Source organism: Henriciella mobilis, from assembly GCF_003576315.1.
Lineage (GTDB): Bacteria > Pseudomonadota > Alphaproteobacteria > Caulobacterales > Hyphomonadaceae > Henriciella > Henriciella mobilis.
Window position 1 is genome coordinate 93,763 of sequence record NZ_QWFZ01000024.1, and the last position, 23,037, is coordinate 116,799.

15 protein-coding genes are annotated in these 23,037 nt (G+C 61.9%); 13 read left to right on the forward strand and 2 right to left on the reverse strand.

Annotated elements, in window-relative coordinates; translation table 11 throughout:
* The first annotated feature begins 251 nt into the window (after positions 1-251).
* Positions 252-2,849 carry a response regulator gene (locus tag D1227_RS13665; RefSeq protein ID WP_119405036.1) on the forward strand — a complete coding sequence of 866 codons (2,598 nt, stop codon included), beginning with the start codon at positions 252-254 and terminating at the stop codon, positions 2,847-2,849.
* Positions 2,850-2,860: 11 nt separating this feature from the next.
* On the opposite strand, the gene D1227_RS13670 is transcribed toward D1227_RS13665, so the two are convergent.
* Both D1227_RS13670 and D1227_RS13675 read right to left on the reverse strand, forming a co-directional pair.
* On the reverse strand, positions 2,861-3,748 hold the full coding sequence (locus tag D1227_RS13670; protein WP_119405037.1) for a class I SAM-dependent methyltransferase: 888 nt from the start codon (positions 3,746-3,748) through the stop codon (positions 2,861-2,863).
* Between the two features lie 10 nt (positions 3,749-3,758).
* Positions 3,759-4,571 carry a TrmH family RNA methyltransferase gene (locus D1227_RS13675; RefSeq protein WP_119405038.1) on the reverse strand — a complete coding sequence of 271 codons (813 nt, stop codon included), beginning with the start codon at positions 4,569-4,571 and terminating at the stop codon, positions 3,759-3,761.
* 177 nt (positions 4,572-4,748) lie between these two features.
* On the opposite strand from D1227_RS13675, the gene D1227_RS13680 reads away from it, so the two are divergent.
* The 12 genes from D1227_RS13680 to tuf all read left to right on the forward strand — a co-directional run bounded on the left by D1227_RS13680 (position 4,749) and on the right by tuf (position 22,952).
* Positions 4,749-6,059 (forward strand): hypothetical protein, encoded by a 1,311-nt coding sequence (locus tag D1227_RS13680; protein ID WP_119405039.1) that lies wholly within the window; start codon positions 4,749-4,751, stop codon positions 6,057-6,059.
* Positions 6,060-6,186: 127 nt separating this feature from the next.
* Entirely contained in the window at positions 6,187-7,047 is an 861-nt protein-coding gene (locus D1227_RS13685) for a M48 family metallopeptidase (RefSeq protein ID WP_119377175.1), read from the forward strand.
* A 207-nt stretch (positions 7,048-7,254) separates the two neighbouring features.
* The gene (gene rplK / locus D1227_RS13690) at positions 7,255-7,698 is read left to right on the forward strand and encodes a 50S ribosomal protein L11 (RefSeq protein ID WP_119377329.1); all 444 of its coding nucleotides are present in this window, start codon (positions 7,255-7,257) and stop codon (positions 7,696-7,698) included.
* Between the two features lie 4 nt (positions 7,699-7,702).
* Positions 7,703-8,395: a 50S ribosomal protein L1 gene (gene rplA / locus D1227_RS13695; protein WP_119377174.1), complete on the forward strand. Its 693-nt coding sequence runs from the start codon at positions 7,703-7,705 to the stop codon at positions 8,393-8,395.
* 423 nt (positions 8,396-8,818) lie between these two features.
* The gene (gene rplJ, locus D1227_RS13700) at positions 8,819-9,334 is read left to right on the forward strand and encodes a 50S ribosomal protein L10 (RefSeq protein WP_119405041.1); all 516 of its coding nucleotides are present in this window, start codon (positions 8,819-8,821) and stop codon (positions 9,332-9,334) included.
* A gap of 57 nt (positions 9,335-9,391) precedes the next feature.
* A complete protein-coding gene (gene rplL, locus D1227_RS13705; protein ID WP_119377172.1) occupies positions 9,392-9,775 on the forward strand; it encodes a 50S ribosomal protein L7/L12 in 384 nt (127 codons plus the stop codon).
* A 167-nt stretch (positions 9,776-9,942) separates the two neighbouring features.
* Entirely contained in the window at positions 9,943-14,070 is a 4,128-nt protein-coding gene (rpoB, locus tag D1227_RS13710; RefSeq protein ID WP_119405042.1) for a DNA-directed RNA polymerase subunit beta, read from the forward strand.
* Positions 14,071-14,159: 89 nt separating this feature from the next.
* Positions 14,160-18,356, forward strand: a complete 4,197-nt coding sequence (rpoC, locus tag D1227_RS13715) for a DNA-directed RNA polymerase subunit beta' (protein ID WP_119405043.1) — start codon at positions 14,160-14,162, stop codon at positions 18,354-18,356.
* A gap of 253 nt (positions 18,357-18,609) precedes the next feature.
* Positions 18,610-18,981, forward strand: coding sequence for a 30S ribosomal protein S12 (gene rpsL / locus D1227_RS13720; RefSeq protein WP_119377328.1), 372 nt, complete (start codon positions 18,610-18,612; stop codon positions 18,979-18,981).
* A 12-nt stretch (positions 18,982-18,993) separates the two neighbouring features.
* Positions 18,994-19,464 (forward strand): 30S ribosomal protein S7, encoded by a 471-nt coding sequence (gene rpsG, locus D1227_RS13725; RefSeq protein WP_119377169.1) that lies wholly within the window; start codon positions 18,994-18,996, stop codon positions 19,462-19,464.
* Positions 19,465-19,513: 49 nt separating this feature from the next.
* Positions 19,514-21,658 (forward strand): elongation factor G, encoded by a 2,145-nt coding sequence (gene fusA, locus D1227_RS13730; protein ID WP_119377168.1) that lies wholly within the window; start codon positions 19,514-19,516, stop codon positions 21,656-21,658.
* Positions 21,659-21,761: 103 nt separating this feature from the next.
* Entirely contained in the window at positions 21,762-22,952 is a 1,191-nt protein-coding gene (tuf, locus tag D1227_RS13735) for an elongation factor Tu (protein WP_119376170.1), read from the forward strand.
* Positions 22,953-23,037 lie beyond the last annotated feature (85 nt).

Genomic DNA, 23,037 nt, shown 5'->3' on the forward strand with positions numbered 1-23,037 from the left:
GTGTTGTGGCCGCGTCAGGACAAGAGTGCAAGGGGCGGCGCAATGGCCTCGCAGGCTGAACCCAACGGTGTGGAATTGCGAAAGTTTCACAGGTCGCATTAACACCGCTTTTGGATTGATTAACCTTTCAGGGCGAGAAATCGCAGGTGGACAGGTCACCGGGGCAAAGTGTGCTTCGGTGACTTCTGGTATAGAGTAATCGAATCGCCACATGGCAGAATGGCCAGACAGGCGGCAGGAGTTTGGGCCTCATGACGTCACCCGCAACGACAGACGAAACCAGAATCGCCGAAGCTGATGATGAGCTGGGGCTGGGCACAGGCCGCCTAGACCATCTCGACCTGCTTCAGCTGGCATTCTGGGGCTGCCTGCTGATCGCTGTCGCCGCCGCCAGCGTTGCGATCGCGTGGCCGGATGCCGTCGGCAATACAGGCCCGATCCTGCTGATCTCCATGGCCGCGGGTGGCATGGTCTTCCTGCTCTGGGTGCTGAAGGGCGCAGGGCGCCGCCTCGGCCTTTTCCCGCAGCGCGGTGCGGCCGCTGATGCGGTCAATGCCCAGATGCCGCGTTTCGGCTGGATCGAATCGCTCGACGAGGCGGTCCTGATCGCCGACCAGGGCGGCGCGCCGATTGCTGCCAATGAACGCTATCGTGAGCTGACGCGCATCGCGCTTGCCGGCCAGCAGGATTCGGCCGGGCCGGTCACGGTCGACCGGATCTTTAGCGCCAGCCCCGGACTTGCCGCGCCGATCTTCCGGCTTTCAAAGTCCGCCAAGACCGGTGATGCGCACCGCGAAGTCCTGCCGGCCATGACGATCGGCTCCGATGCGCTGCCGGTGCAGTACGAGGCCAGCGTTTCCCCGCTGCCACGCGGGCGGATCATCTGGCGCCTGCGCCGGATCAACGGCGCGGAGAATGCGACCGGCGCGGCCGACATGAAAGCGCTCTATGTCGAGGATGCCCCCATTGGCTTTTTCGCGGCCAAGCCCGACGGTACGCTGACCTATGCAAATGGCTGGTTGCGCGAACTGATCGGCCTGCCGGAAACGGCGAAGAATGTCCGCCTCGATGACATCATGCGCCCGGAATTCGTGAAGATGCTTGGCCGGGACAAGAAGTCAGGCGCGCCGGGCCGGGCGAACATCATGATCCGGACCCGCGACGGGGTTGAAATGCCGGTGCAGACCATGACGACATGGACCGGACGGGGCGCCGATGCGCAGGGCCGGACCGTGGTGGTCGGCAACAATCAGAACCAGCTCGAGGGCGAGGGCCGTTTCCTGGCGGCATCCGCCAGCCGCCCGGCCCGTCCCGATAGCGACCCGATGTTCGACGACGCGCCGTTTGGCGCGGTGCGCCTGGAAGGCAATTCCGTCGAGAGCGCAATCATCATGGATGCGAACAAGGCCTTGCTGAAAATGGCCGAGGGACGGTCTGCGCCGGGCACGAAATTCTCCGACCTGTTCCTCGTGGATGAGGATGGCGAGGATGAGCTGTCCTCGAGGCTGATCGACGCAATCGACAAGCCTGTGCCGCTGAAACTGGCAGGCGATGAGCCGAAATCCGTGAACGTCTTCGTGACGCTGGACAATCTCGGCCAGCCGTCGGTTGCCTACATCATCGACATGACCGAGCAGAAAGAGCTCGAGCTGCGCCTGGCGCAGGGTGAGAAGATGCAGGCCATCGGCCAGCTTGCCGGCGGCGTTGCGCATGACTTCAACAATGTGCTGACCGGCATCATGCTCAACAATGACGAGCTGATGACCCGTCACCCTGTCGGCGATCCGTCCTATGAAAATCTGAAGTCGATCCATGAGTTCTCGGTGCGCGCGAAGGACCTTGTGCACATGCTGCTCGCCTATGCGCGCCAGCAAACCTTCAAGCGCGAAGTGTTCGATGTGAACGACTTCCTGTCTGAGCTCTCCATCCTGCTGCGTCAGATCCTCGACGAGCGGATCGAGTTCCAGAACATCCCGCAGCGCAACCTGCCTTATGTGAAGGCGGACAAGAACCAGCTCGAAACTGCGATCTTCAACCTCGTCACAAATGCGCGCGATGCGATGCTTCAGAATGGCCGTGCCGGTGGCAGCCTGACGATCCGTACGTCCCGGGCTACGGGCGCCGATGCGCACAAGCATGGCTTCAATTTCGTCGAAGACGGCGATTACCTGCTCATCGAGATCGCCGATACCGGCCACGGCATCCCGGCCAATATCATGGACAAGATCTTCCAGCCCTTCTTCACGACGAAGGATGTCGGCGTCGGCACGGGGCTTGGCCTTGCCACGGTCTACGGCATCATCAAGCAGTCCGAAGGCTATGTCTGCCCGATTTCCAAGGTTGGCGAAGGCACGACCTTCCAGATCTATCTGCCGGCCCTTCGCGCTGACGAAATCCCGCAGCCTGAGATTGTCGGCCCCGAGGAAGAAGCCGTCGACCATCGTCCCGTGGACATTTCCGGTCGCGGCAAGATCCTGCTGGTCGAGGACGAGAAGGGGGTTCGTGACATCGCGGTCATGCACCTCATCTCGCGCGGCTATGAGGTTGTCGCGGCCGAGGATGGCGAGGAAGCGCTCGAAATCCTCGAGGACGAGGCCGGCACGTTCGATCTCGTCATCTCGGATGTCGTCATGCCGGGCATGGACGGCCCTGCGCTTATCAAGGCGGCGAAGGAACAGCTCGGCGATGCCCGTGTGATCTTCATCTCCGGCTATGCCGAACGCGATCTTGCCAAGAAGCTGGACGACGACCGCGAGGTGTCCTTCCTGCCGAAGCCGTTCAGCGTGCGCCAGCTGGCTGAACGCGTGAAGCAGCAGCTGAGCCTGCGCAAGGAACGTGAAGCGGCGTAAAGCCTGAAAGCCTAGTCGGCCCGCCAGCGGGCACAGATGGCGGTCGGAAGCATCCGGCCGCTTTTCTGTTCCGGGATGGCCATCTCGCCCATCTCGATGCGCCCGCCAAACGGCTCCAGCCGGTCACCAAGGGCCTGGGCAAGTGCGATGTGCGAGAGGCGCACGGCATAGGCGGTGAGGATCACGAATAGCGGCTCGTCGACCAGAAGCGGAACGATCGCATCAAGCAGGGCCGGCAGGTCCTCCTCGAATTTCCAGGTCTCGCCATTGGTGCCGCGTCCGAACTTTGGCGGGTCGAGAATGATGGCGTCATATTTATTGCCACGCCGGCCTTCGCGCGCCACGAACTTCATCGCATCATCGGCAATCCAGCGGATCGTGCGGTCGTCGAGGCCCGAGAGCGACTGGTTCTCCTTGCCGAAGCCGTTTGATTTCGGGCTGGCGTCGAGATGGACAACCTCTGCGCCGGCCTGGGCACAGGCGAGCGACATCATCCCGGTATAGCCGAAGAGGTTCAGCACTTTCGCCGGACGGCCAGCGGCCTTTAGCTGTTCGATGGCGAAAGCCCAGTGAACGGAGTGTTCCTGGAAGACGCCGAGATGCCGGAAGGGCGTGCGGCGGGCATTGAATGTCAGGCCATGCCATTCGACCGGCCAGTGGTCCGGCGCCTTCGGATTGAGCTTGCGCCACTGGCCGCGCTCATCGTCGCCGGCCTTGGCGTCGAACCAGGCATCGGCCTTCCAGGTCTTCACCGGTTTTTGCGGGCGCCAGAAAGCCTGAGGATCGGGCCGTACGACGGTCTGAGAGCCGAAGCGCTCGAGTTTCATCCCGTCCCCGGAGTCGAGCAGGGCATAGTCTTTCCAGTCGTCAGCGAGGAACAGGGTCTGGTCGTACTTCATTCGGAATTCCTCAGGCAAAGTCCCTCTGGCGCCAGGCTTCATAGGTCATGATCGCTGTCGCCTGGGCGAGGTTGAGGCTGTCGGCGCCGCCGCGCATCGGGATAAGGCAGAGTGTGTCGCAGCGCGCCTCGATGTCATCCGGCAGTCCGGACTGTTCATTGCCCATCAGGATGACGGTGCCGCGCGCCATGTCGATATCGGTGTGCCGCGCCGTGCCGTTCACGCTCGCGGCGACCATGTTCAGGCCGCCACGCGACCGCCATGTGTCGAAGGCGTCGAATCCGGCATGGACGAATGGCATGTCGAAGACCGAACCCATGGAGGCGCGCACGGCCTCGATACTGTAGGGATCGCAGCAACGGTTGATCAGCACGACGCCGGAAATGCCGGCGCAGTCGGCGGTGCGCAGGATGGTGCCGAGATTGCCCGGATCGCGGACCTCGTAGAGGCCAATCCAGAGATCGCGAGCTGACGCGGTCACGTCATCGAGGCCGAGATGACGCTGTTTGAAGGCGCCGATCACCGATTGCGGGTTGTCCTTGCGGGCAATCTGCCCGGCGAGCCTGTCGGGCACCTGTACGGTGCGTGTGCCAGCGGTCTTCGCCCGCTCGATGAGCGTCTGCACAAAGCCGCGTTCAGCGCTCGAGGCCGAGACGACGAGGCTGTCCAGCTGCCAGCCCGCCTGCAGGCCCTGTTCGACGAGGCGGGCCCCTTCGGCCAGGAACAACCCCGATTCGTTGCGCGTCTTCTTCCGGTCGAGACTCCGCAGGGTCTTGATCAGAGGATTGGCAGTGCTGGATATGATTTCGAGCGATGCAGGCATTTCGCGGCCTTTAGCACACACTTGCCTGAAAACAATTGATGCGGCATGCATCGAGCTGTTGAGACGAACTGTTCCGGGTGATCAAAGGGACGCCGGAAGATTGAGGGGCATCAACATTCGGCCACACTCCGCTGTAATCGGTATGCCCTAAAGCGCCCTGGAAATGGAGCCTGCAGTATGGACATGATTCAAGAGTATATCTGGTTTGCCCTGGGTGGGGCGGCCTTTGTCGCCTTTCTTCTGGGCCTGATCATCCGGGGTATGATGAGCGCGGGCAAGACCCGTCGTGCCACGGTCGAGCGGGATGTTGCAATCACCGAGCTCGAGCAGGTCCGGAGCGAACTCGACAGTCTGTATGCCGCCCAGCGCAAACAGCGAGAGCAGGCCGCGGCGAGTTCGGCCATTGCACCCGAAGAGCTCAAGGAACTTGACGAACGCCTCGCGCAGGTGTCAAGCGAACTGGAAAGCGCCAAGGCGGAGCTGCAGGCCCTGCGCGATGCGCGCACGGAAGCGCCCGATCAAAACACAGGCTCAGACGAAGTCGGGGAACTGAAATCCCGCAACAGCTATCTTGAAGAGCGTGTCGGCGAGCTTGAGGCAAGAATTCATGAGCTGGGGCAGGGACCGGCCGAATCTGCCGAGTCGTCCGGCGAAGAGGACCCAGAGCAGAAGAAGGACTGGCAGATCGACTTCCTGAAGACCCGGGTCGCGGCGCTGGAGGAGAAGCTGGTCGAAGCCGGGAATGCCGCTGCGGTCCCGGCTGAAGCGCCCGTCGACAAGGCGGCCGATGAAGAGCTGGCGCGCCTGCGCTGGCGCAACCGTTACCTTGAAGGGCGCCTGGCCTATTTCGAGGAGTCACCCGCCGAGGAGCCGGCCGCGCCGCCCCCAGCCGAGGAAGTCCCGGCCGTCGAGGAAGATGCGCCTGAAGCGGTCGCCGAGGCCTCGAACGATACCGGCGACGAGATGCCCGACAATGTCACCTCGATCGATGTCGCATCCGAGACAGAGTCGACGGTCGAGGATGACGGGCAGGACGAGGATGAGAGCGAGCACCCGTCCGAGAAAATGTTGCGGGCCCTCGACGCCAGCGAAGCGGATAATGCGGAAGACACGGTCGAGGAAGAGGACCCCGGTGACGATGACGCAAACGAGTATGAGCCGGAAGAAGAGGCCGCTTCAGATGCGTCGTCCGAGGATGACGAGACCGAAGACGAGGATGAGGAGCCCGAAATTGCCGGTGTGGCACCGCCCGCTCTCGAAAAGGCAGATGGCCAGGCCGACGATCTTACGCTCATCACCGGTGTTGGCCCGCGCATCCAGACCATCCTGAATGAGCTCGGCATCTGGCATTTCTCGCAGATCGCCGAATGGTCGCCGGAAAACGAGATCTGGATCGATGACCAGCTGAACTTCGCCGGACGGGTGAGCCGGGAGGACTGGGTCAGCCAGGCGCGCGAGCTGGTATCGGCCAACCAGAAGGCAGACTGACCGGCCCGGAGGCGGCCAACGGCTTCAGCTCCCGTTCATTCTGGCGCCATCATACGGTCACCATCGAACTCTATCCGGTTGTCAGAGTTAATAGACACAGGGTAAAGATTGCCGATTGGAGGTGACCATGGCGAACGAACTGAATCTGGATGGCGCAGAGCGCGTCGAAATCGACGGCGAACTGCTTCGGGACTTGCCGAAGGTCAACCTGTCGAGGCGGGCGATTATTTCGGGGCTGGCGGCTGGCAGCGTCTTCCCGATCCTGTCGAGCTGCACGACCAATCCTTATACGGGGCAGACTGAGCTCGCCTTCATGGGCGATCAGCAGATCGCGTCCATGGCCGCTTCGGCCTGGACCGACCTGAAGGCACAGACACCGCAGACCTCGAGTGCCTCGATGAAAAACCGCGTGCTCAATGTCTGGAGCCGGATTGAAAGCAAGACACCGAAAGCCGGTGAACAATGGGATGTTGCGGTCTTCGATACCGATGACGTGAATGCCTTCGTGATGCCCGGCAACCGCGTCGGCGTCTATCGCGGCATTGTGGAACTCGTCGAGAATGACGACCAGCTGAGTTCGGTCCTCGGACACGAGGTCGGCCATACGGTCTACCGCCATGCCAACCGCCGCCTGTCCCGCGCCATGCTGGCCCAGGGTGCGCTCGCAGCCGGGCAGGTTGCCCTGTCCACGTCGGAAACCGCCAGCCAGTATGGCGGCGCGATTGCCGCGCTTGGCGGCGCCGCTGTGCAGTTCGGTGTGATCCTGCCCTATAGCCGCCAGAGCGAACTGGAAGCTGACCGCGCCGGTGTCGATTACATGCATGAGGCCGGATACGACGTCACGCAGTCGGTCCGCCTGTGGCAGGTTATGGACGCCAATTCGTCAGGCAGCCGCCAGCCGGAATTCCTGTCGACCCACCCCCATCCATCCACCCGGATCGATGAGCTGGTGCGCTATATCAATGCCAAGGGCTATGCCTTGATGTAAGCGATGCGCCTGCCCTCAGGCTGACTGACCCGGCGGGCTTGACCTGCCGGGTCTTTTCGTGTGTATCGCGCCCTTCGCTCAGGCAATGGGCGAACCCCTCGTGGGAGGTGCCGGCGGAGAAGACCATCGCCGGGCTGCACCACGGGACCTCTACAAACGGCGGCCGGATCGAAAGACCACCGGCCGGAAACAGCCAGAGAGGATAACATGGCTAAGAAACTGCTGGGGCAGCTCAAGCTCCAGATCCCGGCCGGTGCGGCCAACCCGTCTCCACCTGTTGGTCCTGCGCTCGGTCAGCGCGGCATCAACATCATGGAATTCTGCAAGGCCTTCAATGCGAAGACCGAGAAGATGGAGAAGGGCCTGCCGATCCCTGTCGTGATCGACTATTATCAGGACAAGTCCTTTACCTTTGTCACCAAGACGCCGCCTGCGAGCGTGCTTCTGAAGAAGGCTGCCGGCCTGAAGATCGGCAAGCCGAATTCGGGTGCCAAGCAGCCGGGCAAGGATGTTGCCGGCAAGGTGACGGTTGCCCAGTGTCGCGAGATCGCCGAACTGAAAATGGTCGATCTCAATGCTAACGACCTCGACGCTGCGACGGAAATCATCAAGGGTTCCGCGCGCTCGATGGGTCTCGACGTGGTGGGGTGAGACAATGGCTCAAGGAAAACGTTATCGCGCAGCTGCTTCCACGGTTGAGGCCACAAAGGTCTACGGCCTTGCCGAAGCCATCAAGCTGGTGAAGTCCAACGCGAACGCAAAGTTCGACGAGACGATCGAAGTCGCCGTCAATCTCGGTGTTGATCCGAAATATGCCGACCAGATGGTCCGCGGCATGGTCACCATGCCCTCCGGCACCGGCAAGAACGTCCGCGTGGCTGTGTTCGCCCGCGACGCCAAGGCCGAGGAAGCCAAGGAAGCCGGTGCGGACTTTGTCGGCGCCGAAGACCTGATGGAACAGGTCCAGGGCGGCATGATGGATTTCGACCGCGTCATCGCGAGCCCGGACATGATGGCGATTGTCGGCCGTCTCGGTAAGGTGCTCGGCCCGCGCGGCCTGATGCCGAACCCGAAAGTCGGCACCGTCACGCCGAATGTCGCGCAAGCGGTGAAGGACGCCAAGGGCGGCTCCGTCGAGTTCCGTGTCGAGAAGCAAGGCATCATCCATGCCGGCATCGGCAAGGCGAGCTTCAGCGAAGCCGACCTGGAAAAGAACGTGAAGGCGTTCATCGATGCGCTGATGAAAGCCAAGCCGTCAGGCGCCAAGGGCACCTATCTGAAGAAGGTCGCCCTGTCCTCGACCATGGGCCCGGGCGTCCAGGTCGATACCGCCGAGGCGCTCGCCTGATCGCTCCGTTGACGGACAAGTGATATCGACAGGCACCCGGGTCTCGCGGCCCGGGTGTTTGCTTTTGAGCCGGATTCGAAGTAGCGTTTCGGAAAGCGACGCAAGACAACCCCGCCCGGATGCTATTTTCTGTTGGCGAGGGGTTGCAGCGCCGTGGATAACACGTTAACAGGCACGGCTCGACGGGAGATCACCGAACCATTCGGCGGCCTCCCGTTTTCCTGTCCAAGACCATGGGTCCTGCCATACGGCTTGTAATTCCCATGATAGACGGGGTGAGGCGACTGTCGAGGCTACCGGATTTTGCGATCCGGCCGGTCGGGTTCGCCAGGCCCTGGGCAGGCGCTGAAGGCAGCCCGGTGGCTGCTCTAGGCGAATTCCCGGGCGCCCGGATGGGCCGGACGCCTTAGAAGGAGATCCGCAATGGATAAAGCTGGAAAAGCCGAGTCCCTGAAAACCCTTCGTGGTGTTTTCGAGGAGTCGGGGGTGGTTGTTGTCGCCCGCTATACCGGTCTGACTGTTGCGGAAATGACCAAGCTGCGTGGAGGCCTGCGAGAGCAGGGCGCCGCGCTGAAGGTGGTCAAGAACCGTCTGGCGAAAATCGCGCTTGACGGTAAGGGCGGCGATGCGGCCCTGGAACTTTTCCAGGATCAGACTGTCATCGCCTATTCGCCGGATCCGGTTGCTGCTGCCAAGGCTGCTGCGGATTTTGCGAAGGAAAACGAGAAGCTCGTTTTGATCGGTGCGATCATGGACGAGCAGGTGCTCGACGCTTCCGGCGTCCAGGACCTCGCCAAACTGCCCTCCCTTGATCAGCTTCGCGGCAAGCTTATCGGCCTCATCCAGGCTCCGGCGACCAAGGTCGCAGGCGTGGTTCAGGCCCCGGCTAGCCAACTGGCTCGTGTCATCAGTGCGTACGCCAACAAGGACGCCGCCTGACCGGTCATTTTCCCAAGCTGACAGACCAAACCTCATCCCGAACTAGGAACTTTAGATATGTCCAAACTTGAACAAATCGCTGAGGATCTTTCCAACCTCACCGTTCTCGAAGCCTCCGAGCTGGCCAAGCTTCTCGAAGAGAAGTGGGGCGTCTCGGCTGCTGCTCCTGTTGCTGTTGCTGCAGCACCGGGTGCCGGCGGCGGCGAAGCTGCTGCTGCTGAAGAGAAAACCGAATTCGACGTCGTCCTGACCGACGGCGGCGACAAGAAAATCAACGTCATCAAGGTCGTGCGCGAAGTCGTCTCCGGCCTTGGCCTGAAAGAAGCCAAGGAGCTCGTCGAGAGCGCTCCGAAGCCGATCAAGGAAGGCGTTTCCAAGGACGAAGCAGAAGAGCTCAAGAAGAAGTTCGAAGAAGCTGGCGCCAAGGTCGAAATCAAGTAAGCCGCCCTCAGGCTTGCTTCAGAATGGGATTGCGTCTGCGCGAGGCGCAATTTCAGTAGATTACAAGCGCGGCGGGACCTTCCTGGTCCTGCCGCGTGCTCGCGTTTCAGGTGGCAAGCCGCCGCTGGCCAGTCCTCGGCCCGGCGCGGCAAGAAACGGAACAAGAGATGGCTCTTTCTTTCACGGAAAAAAAACGTATCCGCAAATCCTTCGGTCGTATTCCCGAAGCCATCGACATGCCAAACCTCATCGAAGTGCAGCGCTCCTCCTACGAGCACTTCCTGCAAATGCATACGCCGCTCGCGGAGCGGACCGATGATGGCCTTGGTGGTGTCTTCAAAAGCGTTTTTCCAATCGTTGACTTCAACGAGCGCGCAACACTCGAATACGTCTCCTACGAATTCGAACCCCCCAAATTTGACGTTCAGGAGTGCATGCAGCGCGATCTGACCTACGCAGCGCCGCTCAAGGTGCGGCTGCAGCTGGTCGTGTTCGATGTCGACGAGGATACGGGCGCCAAGTCCATCAAGGAAGTGAAGGAACAGGAAGTCTATCTCGGCGATATCCCGCTGATGACGGACAAGGGTACCTTCATCGTCAACGGCACCGAGCGTGTCATCGTTTCCCAGATGCACCGCTCGCCGGGCGTCTTCTTCGACCACGACCGTGGCAAGACGCACTCCTCCGGCAAGCTGCTGTTTGCAGCCCGCATCATCCCGTATCGCGGCTCCTGGCTCGACTTCGAGTTCGACGCCAAGGACATCCTCAACATCCGGATCGACCGCAAGCGCAAGCTGCCGGCCACCACGATGCTGTATGCGCTCGGCTACGATACCGACGAGATCATCGACCTGTTCTACACCCGCTCCGTCTACCGCCTGGACAAGAAGGGCTGGATCACGGGCTTTCGCGCCGAGGCCTGGAAGGGGCAGAAGCCGGAATTCGACCTGGTCGATGCCAAGTCCGGCAAGGTCGTCGCTCCGGCTGGCCGCAAGATCACGGCCCTCGCTGCCAAGCGGATTGCCGAAGGCGGCACCGATGAGCTGCTGGTTCCGTCCACCGCGCTGGTCGGCAAGTTCCTCGGCCGCGACATCGTCAATCGCGAAACCGGCGAGATTTTCGGCGAAGCTGGCGATGTGATCGAGGAAGAACTCGTCGCCGAGCTGCGTGAGCAGGGCCACAAGTCGATCGAGGTTCTCAACATCGACGGCGCCGACCGCGGTCCGTGGCTGCGCAACACGCTGAAGGCCGACAAGAACGAGACGCGCTTCGAGGCGCTGTCCGACATCTATCGCGTCATGCGTCCTGGCGAGCCGCCGACGCAGGAAGCGGCCGACGCGCTCTTCAACCAGCTCTTCTTCGATGGCGAGCGCTACGACCTGTCATCGGTTGGCCGCGTGAAGATGAATATGCGTCTCAGCATGGCGCTGGACGATTACGAGCCGGCTGACGATACGACGCGTATCCTGCGCAAGGATGACATTGTCGGCGTCATGAAGGTCATTCTCGACCTGAAGGACGGGCAGGGCGAAGTCGACGATATCGACAACCTCGGCAACCGCCGCGTCCGCTCCGTGGGTGAGCTCATGGAGAACAATTACCGCATCGGTCTCGTCCGCATGGAGCGCGCCATCAAGGAGCGCATGTCCTCGGTCGATATCGACACCGTGATGCCGCACGACCTGATCAACGCCAAGCCGGTCGTGGCTTCGGTGCGTGAATTCTTCGGCTCCTCGCAGCTGTCGCAGTTCATGGACCAGACCAACCCGCTGTCCGAGATTACTCACAAGCGCCGTCTTTCGGCGCTCGGCCCGGGCGGCCTGACCCGTGAGCGCGCCGGCTTCGAAGTGCGCGACGTGCACCCGACCCACTATGGCCGGATCTGCCCGATCGAGACGCCGGAAGGCCCGAACATCGGCCTGATCAACTCGCTCGCCACCCATGCGCGCGTGAACAAGTATGGCTTCATCGAAAGCCCGTACCGCAAGGTTGTGAAGGGCAAGCTGACCGACGAGGTCGTCTACCTGTCTGCCATGGAAGAGCACCGCTATGCGATCGCCCAGGCGAACGCCACGGTGTCCGACAAGGGCGAGCTGGAAAACGAGTTCGTCAACGCCCGTGTGAACGGCGAAGCGACGCTCGTGCCGCGCGAGGAAGTCGAATATATGGACGTGTCGCCGAAACAGGTTGTTTCGGTTGCTGCGGCCCTAATTCCGTTCCTTGAAAACGACGACGCCAACCGCGCCCTGATGGGCTCGAACATGCAGCGCCAGGCGGTGCCGCTTGTCCGCTCCGAGGCCCCGCTCGTCGGGACCGGCATGGAGTCCGTCGTGGCCCGCGACAGCCGCGCGGCCGTTGTTGCCCGCCGCGCCGGTGTGATCGAGCAGGTCGACGCGACCCGTATCGTGGTCCGCGCCACCGAAGACATCGACTCCGCCAAGTCCGGCGTCGATATCTATCGCCTGTCCAAGTTCCGCCGTTCGAACCAGAACTCCTGCATCAACCAGCGCCCGATCGTGCGCGTGGGCGATGAGGTGAGCGCTGGCGACATCATCGCGGACGGTCCGTCGACGGATCTCGGTGAGCTGGCCCTCGGCCGCAACGTGCTCGTCGCGTTCATGCCGTGGAATGGCTACAACTTCGAGGACTCGATCCTCATCTCCGAGCGGATCGTGAAGGACGATGTCTTCACCTCGATCCACCTCGAAGAGTATGAGATCGCCGCCCGCGACACGAAGCTCGGCCCGGAAGAAATCACCCGCGACATCCCGAACGTCGGCGAGGAAGCCCTGCGCAACCTCGACGAAGCCGGTATCGTGGCCGTTGGTGCCGAAGTGAAAGCTGGCGACATCCTCGTCGGAAAGGTCACGCCGAAGGGCGAAAGCCCGATGACGCCGGAAGAAAAGCTCCTGCGCGCCATCTTCGGCGAGAAGGCGTCCGACGTTCGCGACACCTCGCTGCGCGTGCCTCCGGGCGGCGCCGGTACGGTCGTCGAAGTCCGTGTCTTCAACCGTCACGGCATCGACAAGGACCAGCGGGCCCTGCAGATCGAGCGCGAGCAGATCGAGCAGCTGCAGGAGGACAAGGAAGACGAGCAGAACATTCTCGAGCGCAACACCTATGCGCGCCTGAAGGAACTGCTGGTCGGCAAGGAAGCCGCTGCCGGGCCGAAAGGCTTCAAGACGGGCAAGATCACCGAGGAAGCCCTCGCTGAGATTCGCCAGAGCCAGTGGTGGGAGATCGCGCTGAAGTCTGAAAAGGCGCAGGGTGAACTCGACCAGCTGCAGGTCCGTTTCGACGAGTCGCTGCGCGAGCTGGAAGCCCGCTTCAACGACAAGGTCGACAAGGTGCAGCGCGGCGACGACCTGCCGCCGGGCGTGATGAAGGTCGTGAAGGTCTTCCTGGCCGTGAAGCGCAAGCTTCAGCCGGGCGACAAGATGGCCGGCCGTCACGGCAACAAGGGTGTCATCTCGAAGATCAACCCGGCCGAGGACATGCCGTTCCTGGAAGACGGAACGCCTGTCGATATCGTTCTCAACCCGCTCGGCGTGCCGTCGCGGATGAACGTCGGCCAGATCCTCGAGACCCATATGGGCTGGGCGTCCAACGGCCTCGGCCGGATGGTCCAGAATGCCCTCGACGAGTGGAATGCCAACAAGGACAACAAGGCGCTGCGCGAGGCGATCCAGACGGTCTACGGTGCAGGCGAAGAGCTGCCGGAGACCGATGAGGAGATCGTCGAGCTCGCTTCCAACCTTGGCAATGGCGTGCCGATCGCAACGCCGGTCTTTGACGGTGCGCGTGAAGCCGACATTGTCGAACTGCTGGAGCGTGCCGGGCTTGACCGGTCCGGCCAGGTAACCCTGTTCGACGGCCGTACCGGCGAAGCCTTCAAGCGCCCTGTCACGGTGGGCTACAAGTACCTTCTCAAGCTCCACCACCTGGTGGACGAGAAGATCCACGCCCGTTCGACCGGTCCGTACTCGCTTGTTACCCAGCAGCCGCTGGGCGGCAAGGCCCAGTTCGGTGGCCAGCGCTTCGGCGAAATGGAGGTCTGGGCCCTGGAGGCCTATGGTGCCGCCTACACGCTGCAGGAAATGCTGACCGTGAAGTCCGACGACACGGCAGGCCGCGCAAAGGTCTATGAAGCGATCGTCCGCGGCGACGATACCTTCGAGGCTGGTATTCCCGAGAGCTTCAACGTGCTCGTCAAGGAAATGCGCTCGCTCGGTCTCAATGTCGAACTGATCGAAGCCAATGAGGATGACGATGAACCGCCGGTGGCAGCCGAGTAGGCTGCCATCAGGCATTTTCGGGTCGAGTAACGACAACTGAATTTATCCGGCCGGGATGATCCGGCCACCCCTCCCAAGGAGCGGATACTATGCGCCAAGACGTCACGAGCATCTTCAACCAGAACGCCCCAGCCACGAGCTTCGAGGCAATCAAGATTTCAATCGCCAGCCCGGAGAAGATCCGGTCCTGGTCGTCCGGCGAGATCAAGAAGCCGGAAACCATCAACTACCGGACCTTCAAGCCTGAGCGCGAAGGCCTGTTCTGCGCCCGTATCTTCGGTCCGATAAAGGACTATGAGTGCCTTTGCGGGAAGTACAAGCGCATCAAGTATCGCGGCATTGTCTGCGAGAAGTGCGGTGTGGAAGTCACCCTCGCCAAGGTCCGCCGCGAGCGGATGGGCCATATCGATCTGGCCGCGCCGGTCGCCCACATCTGGTTTCTGAAGTCGCTGCCTTCGCGCATCTCCACGCTGCTCGACATGCCGCTCAAGGAAGTCGAGCGCGTGCTCTACTTCGAGAGCTATGTCGTCATCGAGCCGGGCCTGACCCCGCTCGAGCCGAACCAGTTGCTCACTGAAGAAGAGTATATGGACGCCCAGGACGAGCATGGCGAAGATGCCTTCACCGCCATGATCGGTGCGGAGGCCATCCGCGAGCTTCTGCGCGCGCTCGACCTGGAATCGCTGGCTGACCAGCTGCGCGAGGACCTCGCCGAATCGACCAGCGAACTGAAGACCAAGAAGTACTCCAAGCGCCTCAAGGTGGTCGAAGCCTTCCTGGCTTCGGGAGCCAAGCCGGAATGGATGATCATGACGATCGTCCCGGTCATCCCGCCGGACCTGCGCCCGCTTGTCCCGCTGGATGGCGGCCGCTTCGCGACGTCCGACCTCAACGATCTCTATCGCCGCGTGATCAACCGGAACAACCGCCTGAAGCGCCTGATGGAGCTTCGCGCGCCGGATATCATCATCCGTAACGAGAAGCGGATGCTGCAGGAATCGGTCGACGCCCTGTTCGACAATGGTCGCCGCGGCCGGGTCATCACGGGCACCAACAAGCGCCCGCTGAAGTCGCTTTCCGACATGCTGAAGGGCAAGCACGGCCGCTTCCGCCAGAACCTGCTCGGCAAGCGCGTCGACTATTCCGGCCGTTCGGTCATCGTGGTTGGCCCGAACATGAAGCTGCATGAGTGCGGCCTGCCGAAAAAGATGGCGCTCGAGCTGTTCAAGCCGTTCATCTATGCCCGCCTCGACGCCAAGGGCCTCGCAGGCACGGTGAAGGCGGCCAAGAAGCTGGTCGAAAAGGAAAAGCCGGAAGTCTGGGACATCCTGGAAGAGGTGATCCGCGAGCACCCGGTTCTTCTGAACCGCGCGCCGACGCTCCACCGTCTCGGCATCCAGGCCTTCGAGCCGAAGCTGATTGAAGGCAAGGCCATCCAGCTTCACCCGCTGGTCTGCGCCGCGTTCAACGCCGACTTCGACGGTGACCAGATGGCCGTTCACGTGCCGCTCTCGCTGGAAGCCCAGCTGGAAGCGCGCGTCCTGATGATGTCGACGAACAACATCCTGTCGCCGGCCAACGGCAAGCCGATCATCGTGCCCTCGCAGGACATCGTTCTCGGTCTCTACTACCTGTCGCTCGACAAGGATGGTGAGCCGGGCGAAGGCATGGCCATCTCCGACGTCGCCGAACTCGAACATGCGCTGCAGAGCGGCAAGCTCTCGCTGCACGCCAAGATCAAGGCACGCTTCGAAGGCGTCGACGAGGAAGGCGAGGAAGAGATCCGCGTCATCGAGACGACGCCGGGCCGCTACATGATTGCGTCGCTCCTGCCGAAGATGAAGGGCATGCGCCCGGAAATCGTCAACGACCTGATGACCAAGAAGGCGATCTCGAAACTGATCGACGAGGTCTACCGGAACTGCGGCCAGAAGGCGACGGTCATCTTCTGTGACAAGCTGATGGAGCTTGGTTTCCGCGAGGCCTGCAAGGCCGGCATTTCGTTCGGCAAGGACGACATGAAGATCCCGGCAGCCAAGGCGAAACTCGTCGAGGATACACGGGCCCAGGTGTCCGAGTATGAGCGTCAGTATGCTGAAGGCCTGATCACGCGGGGCGAGAAGTACAACAAGGTGGTGGACGCCTGGTCGACCTGTACCGACAAGGTTGCCGACGCCATGATGGACGTCGCCGGTGAAGCCGAAGTGGATCCGGAAACCGGCCGTCAGCGTGAGACCAACTCGGTCTTCATGATGGCCCATTCCGGCGCCCGCGGTTCCAAGAACCAGATGAAGCAGCTGGCCGGTATGCGCGGCCTGATGGCCAAGCCGTCCGGCGAGATCATCGAGACGCCGATCGTGTCGAACTTCAAGGAAGGCCTGACCGTCCTTGAATACTTCAACTCGACCCACGGCGCCCGTAAGGGTCTGGCCGATACCGCGCTCAAGACCGCCAACTCGGGGTATCTCACCCGCCGCCTGGTCGACGTTGCCCAGGACTGCATTATCGTCGAAGACGATTGCGGGACCGAGCAGGGCATCCAGCTCAATGCGGTCATGGAGGGCGCGGATGTTGTCGTTCCGCTTTCCGAGCGCATTCTTGGCCGCACGACCGGCGAGGACGTCAAAAGTCCAAAGACTGGCGACCTGATCTGCCCGGCGAATACCTATCTCGACGAAGCCCTGTCTCTCGCTGTCGAAGAGGCTGGTGTCGACGAGGTGAAGGTTCGCTCGCCGCTGACCTGTGAGACCAAGACCGGCGTCTGCGTGGCCTGCTATGGCCGTGACCTGGCGCGCGGTACGATCGTCAACAAGGGCGAAGCCGTCGGTGTGATCGCGGCCCAGTCGATCGGCGAGCCGGGCACGCAGCTGACCATGCGGACCTTCCACATCGGCGGCGCCGCGACGGTTGCTGAAGAATCGTCCGTGGAATCGGCCTTCGAAGGCAAGATCAAGTTCGAGAATGCCGAGACGGTGACCCGGACCGACAAGACCCTCGTGGTTGTCGGCCGCCAGATGTCCGTCTCTGTGCTCGACGGCGACGGCCGTACCCGCCAGACCTTCAAGCCTGGCTACGGTACGCGCCTCTATGTGAAGGACGGTGCCAAGGTGAAGCCGGGCGACAAGCTGGCCGACTGGGATCCGTTCGCACAGCCGCTGGTCTCCGAAATTGCCGGTGTTGCCAAGCTGATCGACGTTGTCGACGGCATGACGGCCCGCGACGAGACGGACGAAGCGACGGGCATCTCGTCGCGCGTGATCGTCGATTATCGCGGCAGCAAGGGCAACGACCTGCGTCCGGCGGTGCTGATCACCGACGAGAAGGGCGAGGCCAAGACGCTGCCGAACGGCACCGAGGCCCGCTATCTCCTGTCACCAGGCGCCATTCTCTCCGTCAATGACGGTGACGAGATCGGCCCGGGCGACAGCCTTGCGCGGACCGCGACGGGCGGTGCGAAGACGAAGGACATCACCGGTGGTCTGCCGCGTGTGGCCGAACTCTTCGAAGCCCGCCGTCCGAGGGACAACGCGATCATTGCAGATATCGATGGCCGCGTGTCCTACCTTCGCGACTACAAGAACAAGCGCAAGATCGCGATCATTCCGGAAGAGGATGGGGCCGACCCGGTCGAGTACCTGGTACCGAAGAACAAGCGCATCTCCTTCCAGGATGGCGACTTCATCCGCCGCGGCGAGTACCTCGTCGATGGCAACCCGGCGCCGCAGGACATCCTGAGCTCGCTGGGCATTGAAGCGCTTGCCAACTACCTCGTGGACGAGGTCCAGAAGGTGTATCGCCTGCAAGGTGTTCCGATCAACGACAAGCACATCGAGGTGATCGTTCGCCAGATGCTGCAGAAGATCGAGATCACCGATCCGGGCACGACAACGCTGCTCAAGGGCGAGCATGTCGACCTGCTGGAACTCGACGAGGCAAACGCTGCCGTGCGCCGGTCCCGCAAGCAGGACCAGCGCGAGGCATCGGGCGTCCCGGTCCTCCTCGGTATCACCAAGGCATCGCTGCAGACGCGCAGCTTCATCTCCGCGGCATCCTTCCAGGAAACGACCCGCGTGCTGACCGAAGCGGCCCTGCAGGGCAAGGTCGATACGCTGGAAGGCCTGAAGGAAAACGTCATCGTCGGCCGGCTCATCCCGGCCGGTACGGGTGGCGGCATGCGCAACTTCCGCCGTGTGGCCGGACAACGCGACGCCAAGCTTCGCGAGAAGCGGCGCCGGGCTGCGGAAGAAGCCGCTGCCGCGCTTCCGGCGCCCGACGCGGCAGAATAGGCGGCGTGGACAAGGCCCTGATCGCAGCGCGTACCGTCAGCAACACTTGACGGGACGTCTGCAGGGTCTTAACACGCGCCGAACGCTGGCTAGGACCGTCCTGTCGGATGGTCTTTTGCGGCCCTTAACCGGCGCCGTAAAGCTGGCCTAGTACGGAATTGGTGGTTCGATCGGGTCAGGAATGGCCCCATCGGGCTATCTTGGTTTGAACTGGTCCGATGGGGCCAAGGAAGAAAGTAGTCAAAAGGCCCTCATGCCCACGATTCAACAGCTGATCCGCAATCCGCGCAAACCAAAGCCAGCGCGGTCGAAAACTCCGGCCCTCAAGGGCAACCCGCAACGTCGCGGCGTCTGCACCCGCGTTTACACGACGACCCCGAAGAAGCCGAACTCGGCCCTTCGTAAGGTTGCCAAGGTGCGCCTGACGTCCGGATTTGAATCGCTGTGCTACATCCCGGGCGAAGGCCACAATCTTCAGGAGCACTCTGTTGTCCTGATCCGTGGTGGCCGCGTGAAAGACCTTCCGGGTGTGCGCTATCACATCCTGCGTGGTGTTCTGGATACGCAGGGCGTCAAGAACCGTAAGCAACGCCGCTCGCATTACGGCGTGAAGAAACCGAAATAAGGGTCCCCCGCCATGTCACGTCGTCACCGCGCTGAGAAACGTCAGGTCCTGCCGGATCCAAAGTTCAAGGACATCGTCATCACGAAGTTCATGAACCAGATCATGCAGGATGGTAAAAAGTCGACCGCCGAACGCATCGTTTATGGTGCTTTCGATCTGGTGGAAAACAAGGCGAAGAAAGACCCTGTGGAAGTGTTCCACTCGGCACTTGAAGCCATCTCCCCGGCCGTTGAGGTCCGTTCGCGCCGCGTTGGTGGTGCGACCTACCAGGTGCCGGTCGAAGTGCGTCCCGAGCGCCGTCAGGCCCTGGCAATCCGCTGGCTCGCTGCTGCTGCAAGCGCCCGCAATGAAAACACGATGCGCGAGCGCCTTGCCGGCGAACTCCTCGACGCGTCGCAAGGCCGTGGTTCTGCCGTGAAGAAGCGTGAAGACACGCACCGCATGGCGGAAGCGAACCGCGCCTTCTCGCACTACCGCTGGTAAGCCCACACATCGTTCCCCCTCCCGGAACCAGACAATAAAGGTTAATCCCATGGCCCGCGAATACTCGTTGGAGCGCTATCGTAACTTCGGCATCATGGCTCACATTGATGCCGGCAAGACGACCTGCACCGAGCGCATCCTGTTCTACACAGGCAAGTCGCACAAGATCGGCGAAGTGCATGATGGCGCTGCGACGATGGACTGGATGGAACAGGAGCAGGAGCGTGGCATCACGATCACGTCCGCTGCCACGACCACTTTCTGGTTCCGTACCGAGGACGGCAAGAACCCGACGGGTATCTATGGCGAAACGCCGAAGGAAGCCTCCTTCCGATTCAACATCATCGACACGCCCGGACACGTTGACTTCACCATCGAAGTCGAGCGTTCGCTGGCCGTGCTCGACGGGGCTGTGTGCGTCCTCGACGCCAATGCCGGTGTCGAGCCACAGACGGAAACTGTCTGGCGCCAGGCTGACCGTTACGAAGTTCCGCGCATTGTGTTCGTCAACAAGATGGACAAGACCGGCGCCGACTTCTTCAACTGCGTGAAGATGATCAAGGAGCGCACGGGTGCGACGCCGGCACCGATCCAGCTGCCGATCGGGTCCGAAAACGAGCTCGAAGGCGTGGTCGACCTGATCACCATGAAGGAATGGGTCTGGGAAGGCTCCGACCTGGGCGCCTCCTGGGACGTCCGTGAAGTCCGCGACAGCCTGAAGGCCAAGGCCGAAGAAATGCGCGCCGAACTCGTCGAGCTTGCCGTTGAGCAGGACGAAGAGGCCATGGAAGCCTATCTCGAAGGCGACGAGCCGGATGAGGCGAAGCTTCGTGAGCTGATCCGCAAGGGCACGCTCAGCATGTCCTTCGTGCCGGTTCTCTGTGGTTCGGCCTTCAAGAACAAGGGCGTCCAGCCGCTGCTCAACGCTGTGATCGACTATCTTCCGGGGCCGCTCGACGTGCCAGCCTATATGGGCTTCAAGCCGGGCGATGAGGAAGAAGTTCGCAACGTTGCGCGTCACGCCGACGATAATGAGCCGTTCTCCGGTCTTGCCTTCAAGATCATGAACGACCCCTTCGTGGGCTCGCTGACCTTTGTTCGCGTCTATTCCGGCACGATCGCCAAGGGCGGCTCGATGCTGAACTCGACCAAGGGCAAGCAGGAACGTGTTGGCCGCATGATGATGATGCACTCGAACTCCCGCGAGGAAATCGAGTGGGCCGGTGCTGGCGACATCATCGCACTGGCAGGTCTGAAGGAAACCACGACCGGCGACACGCTGTGCGACAAGTCGAACCCGGTTGTCCTGGAAACCATGACCTTCCCGGATCCGGTGATCGAGATTGCCGTCGAGCCGAAGTCGAAGGCTGACCAGGAAAAGATGTCTGCGGGCCTTGCCCGTCTCGCGGCCGAGGACCCGTCCTTCCGTGTCGAGAGCGACATCGAGTCCGGTCAGACGATCATGAAAGGCATGGGCGAGCTTCACCTCGACATCCTGGTTGATCGCCTGAAGCGCGAATTCAAGGTCGAGGCCAATATTGGCCAGCCGCAGGTGGCATATCGTGAGGCGCTCGGCCAGCCGGCTGAAATCGTCTACACGCACAAGAAGCAGTCGGGCGGCTCCGGTCAGTTCGCTGAAGTCAAGATCCAGTTCGAACCGCTCGAAGCGGGCGAGGGCTTTGTCTTCGAGAGCGCGATTGTCGGCGGCTCGGTGCCGAAGGAATACGTGCCGGGTGTCCAGAAGGGCCTCGAGCAGGCCAAGGAAAACGGTCTTCTGGCCGGTTATCCTGTGACCGACTTCAAGGCGACGCTGATCGACGGCAAGTTCCACGATGTCGACTCCTCGGTCCTGGCCTTCGAAATCGCCTCGCGTGCGGCGTTCCGCGAACTGCGCACGAAAGCAGATCCGCGCCTGATGGAGCCGATCATGAAGGTCGAGGTGATCACGCCGGAAGAGTATATGGGCGACATCATCGGTGACCTGAACTCCCGTCGTGGCCAGATCCAGGGCTCGAACCCGCGCGGCAACGCTGTTGTCATCGGTGCCTTCGTGCCGCTGGTGAACATGTTCGGATACGTCTCGAACCTGCGCGGCATGTCGCAGGGCCGGGCACAGTTCACGATGCAGTTCGACCACTACGCGGAAGTTCCAAAGGCCGAGGCCCAGAAGATCGTTCAGGACCTGGCGGGCTAGCGAGATCGGATCGTTCGCTAGCCCTTCAACAGGCTGCGATAGAACGATCCGGACAAGTTTGAATTAGATGGCATTTTGCTAGTTGAAATGAAGGAGAGGCCAAATGGCCAAGGCAAAGTTTGAGCGCAACAAGCCTCACGTGAACATTGGTACGATTGGGCACGTGGACCACGGCAAGACGACGCTGACGGCGGCGATCACGATGACGCTGGCGGAAGTTTATGGTGGTGCGGCGAAGTCCTATGCGGACATCGACAACGCGCCTGAAGAGAAGGCCCGCGGGATCACGATCAACACCGCGCACGTTGAGTATGAGACCGACAAGCGCCACTATGCGCACGTCGACTGCCCCGGCCACGCGGACTATGTGAAGAACATGATCACGGGTGCGGCGCAGATGGACGGCGCGATCCTGGTTGTGAACGCGGCTGACGGCCCGATGCCGCAGACGCGCGAGCACATCCTGCTGGCCCGCCAGGTTGGCGTTCCGGCGCTGGTCGTGTTCCTGAACAAGGTCGACCAGGTCGATGACGAGGAGCTGCTCGAGCTGGTCGAGATGGAAGTTCGCGAACTTCTGTCTTCCTATGACTTCCCGGGCGACGACATTCCGATCATTGCCGGTTCGGCGCTGGCGGCTGTCGAAGGCCGTGACGAAGAGATCGGCAAGAAGAAGATCCTGGAGCTGATGGAAGCGGTCGACGAGTACATCCCGACCCCTGAGCGTCCGCTGGACAAGCCGTTCCTGATGCCGGTCGAGGACGTGTTCTCGATCTCCGGTCGCGGTACGGTTGTGACCGGCCGTGTCGAGACGGGCGTCATCAAGGTTGGCGAGGAAGTCGAGATCGTCGGCATCCGCCCGACGCAGAAGACGACGGTGACCGGTGTGGAGATGTTCCGCAAGCTGCTCGACCAGGGCCAGGCTGGCGACAACATTGGCGCGCTGATCCGCGGTATCGACCGTGAGGGCGTCGAGCGCGGCCAGGTTCTCTGCAAGCCGGGCTCGATCACGCCGCACGCGAAGTTCGAGGCCGAGGCCTACATCCTGACCAAGGAAGAGGGTGGCCGTCACACGCCGTTCTTCACGAACTATCGTCCGCAATTCTACTTCCGGACCACGGACGTGACGGGTGTTGTCACGCTTCCGGCAGACAAGGAAATGGTCCTGCCGGGCGACAACGTGAAGATGGACGTCGAGCTGATCACGCCGATCGCAATGGACCAGGGCCTGCGCTTCGCCATCCGCGAAGGCGGCCGCACCGTCGGCGCCGGCGTCGTCTCGGCGGTCAAGGAATAAGCATCGGACAGGTGCTTGTCGCCCCGCAAGGGGCTGACACAAGACATCAAGGGCCGTTCCTCCGGGAGCGGCCCTTTTTTGTTGA

What these genes read in the sequence shown, in the direction of transcription:
- D1227_RS13665 (WP_119405036.1), top strand. Translation starts at nt 252, where the DNA reads ATGACGTCACCCGCAACGACAGACGAAACCAGAATCGCCGAAGCTGAT.
- D1227_RS13670 (WP_119405037.1), bottom strand. Translation starts at nt 3,748, where the DNA reads ATGAAGTACGACCAGACCCTGTTCCTCGCTGACGACTGGAAAGACTAT.
- D1227_RS13675 (WP_119405038.1), bottom strand. Translation starts at nt 4,571, where the DNA reads ATGCCTGCATCGCTCGAAATCATATCCAGCACTGCCAATCCTCTGATC.
- D1227_RS13680 (WP_119405039.1), top strand. Translation starts at nt 4,749, where the DNA reads ATGGACATGATTCAAGAGTATATCTGGTTTGCCCTGGGTGGGGCGGCC.
- D1227_RS13685 (WP_119377175.1), top strand. Translation starts at nt 6,187, where the DNA reads ATGGCGAACGAACTGAATCTGGATGGCGCAGAGCGCGTCGAAATCGAC.
- rplK (WP_119377329.1), top strand. Translation starts at nt 7,255, where the DNA reads ATGGCTAAGAAACTGCTGGGGCAGCTCAAGCTCCAGATCCCGGCCGGT.
- rplA (WP_119377174.1), top strand. Translation starts at nt 7,703, where the DNA reads ATGGCTCAAGGAAAACGTTATCGCGCAGCTGCTTCCACGGTTGAGGCC.
- rplJ (WP_119405041.1), top strand. Translation starts at nt 8,819, where the DNA reads ATGGATAAAGCTGGAAAAGCCGAGTCCCTGAAAACCCTTCGTGGTGTT.
- rplL (WP_119377172.1), top strand. Translation starts at nt 9,392, where the DNA reads ATGTCCAAACTTGAACAAATCGCTGAGGATCTTTCCAACCTCACCGTT.
- rpoB (WP_119405042.1), top strand. Translation starts at nt 9,943, where the DNA reads ATGGCTCTTTCTTTCACGGAAAAAAAACGTATCCGCAAATCCTTCGGT.
- rpoC (WP_119405043.1), top strand. Translation starts at nt 14,160, where the DNA reads ATGCGCCAAGACGTCACGAGCATCTTCAACCAGAACGCCCCAGCCACG.
- rpsL (WP_119377328.1), top strand. Translation starts at nt 18,610, where the DNA reads ATGCCCACGATTCAACAGCTGATCCGCAATCCGCGCAAACCAAAGCCA.
- rpsG (WP_119377169.1), top strand. Translation starts at nt 18,994, where the DNA reads ATGTCACGTCGTCACCGCGCTGAGAAACGTCAGGTCCTGCCGGATCCA.
- fusA (WP_119377168.1), top strand. Translation starts at nt 19,514, where the DNA reads ATGGCCCGCGAATACTCGTTGGAGCGCTATCGTAACTTCGGCATCATG.
- tuf (WP_119376170.1), top strand. Translation starts at nt 21,762, where the DNA reads ATGGCCAAGGCAAAGTTTGAGCGCAACAAGCCTCACGTGAACATTGGT.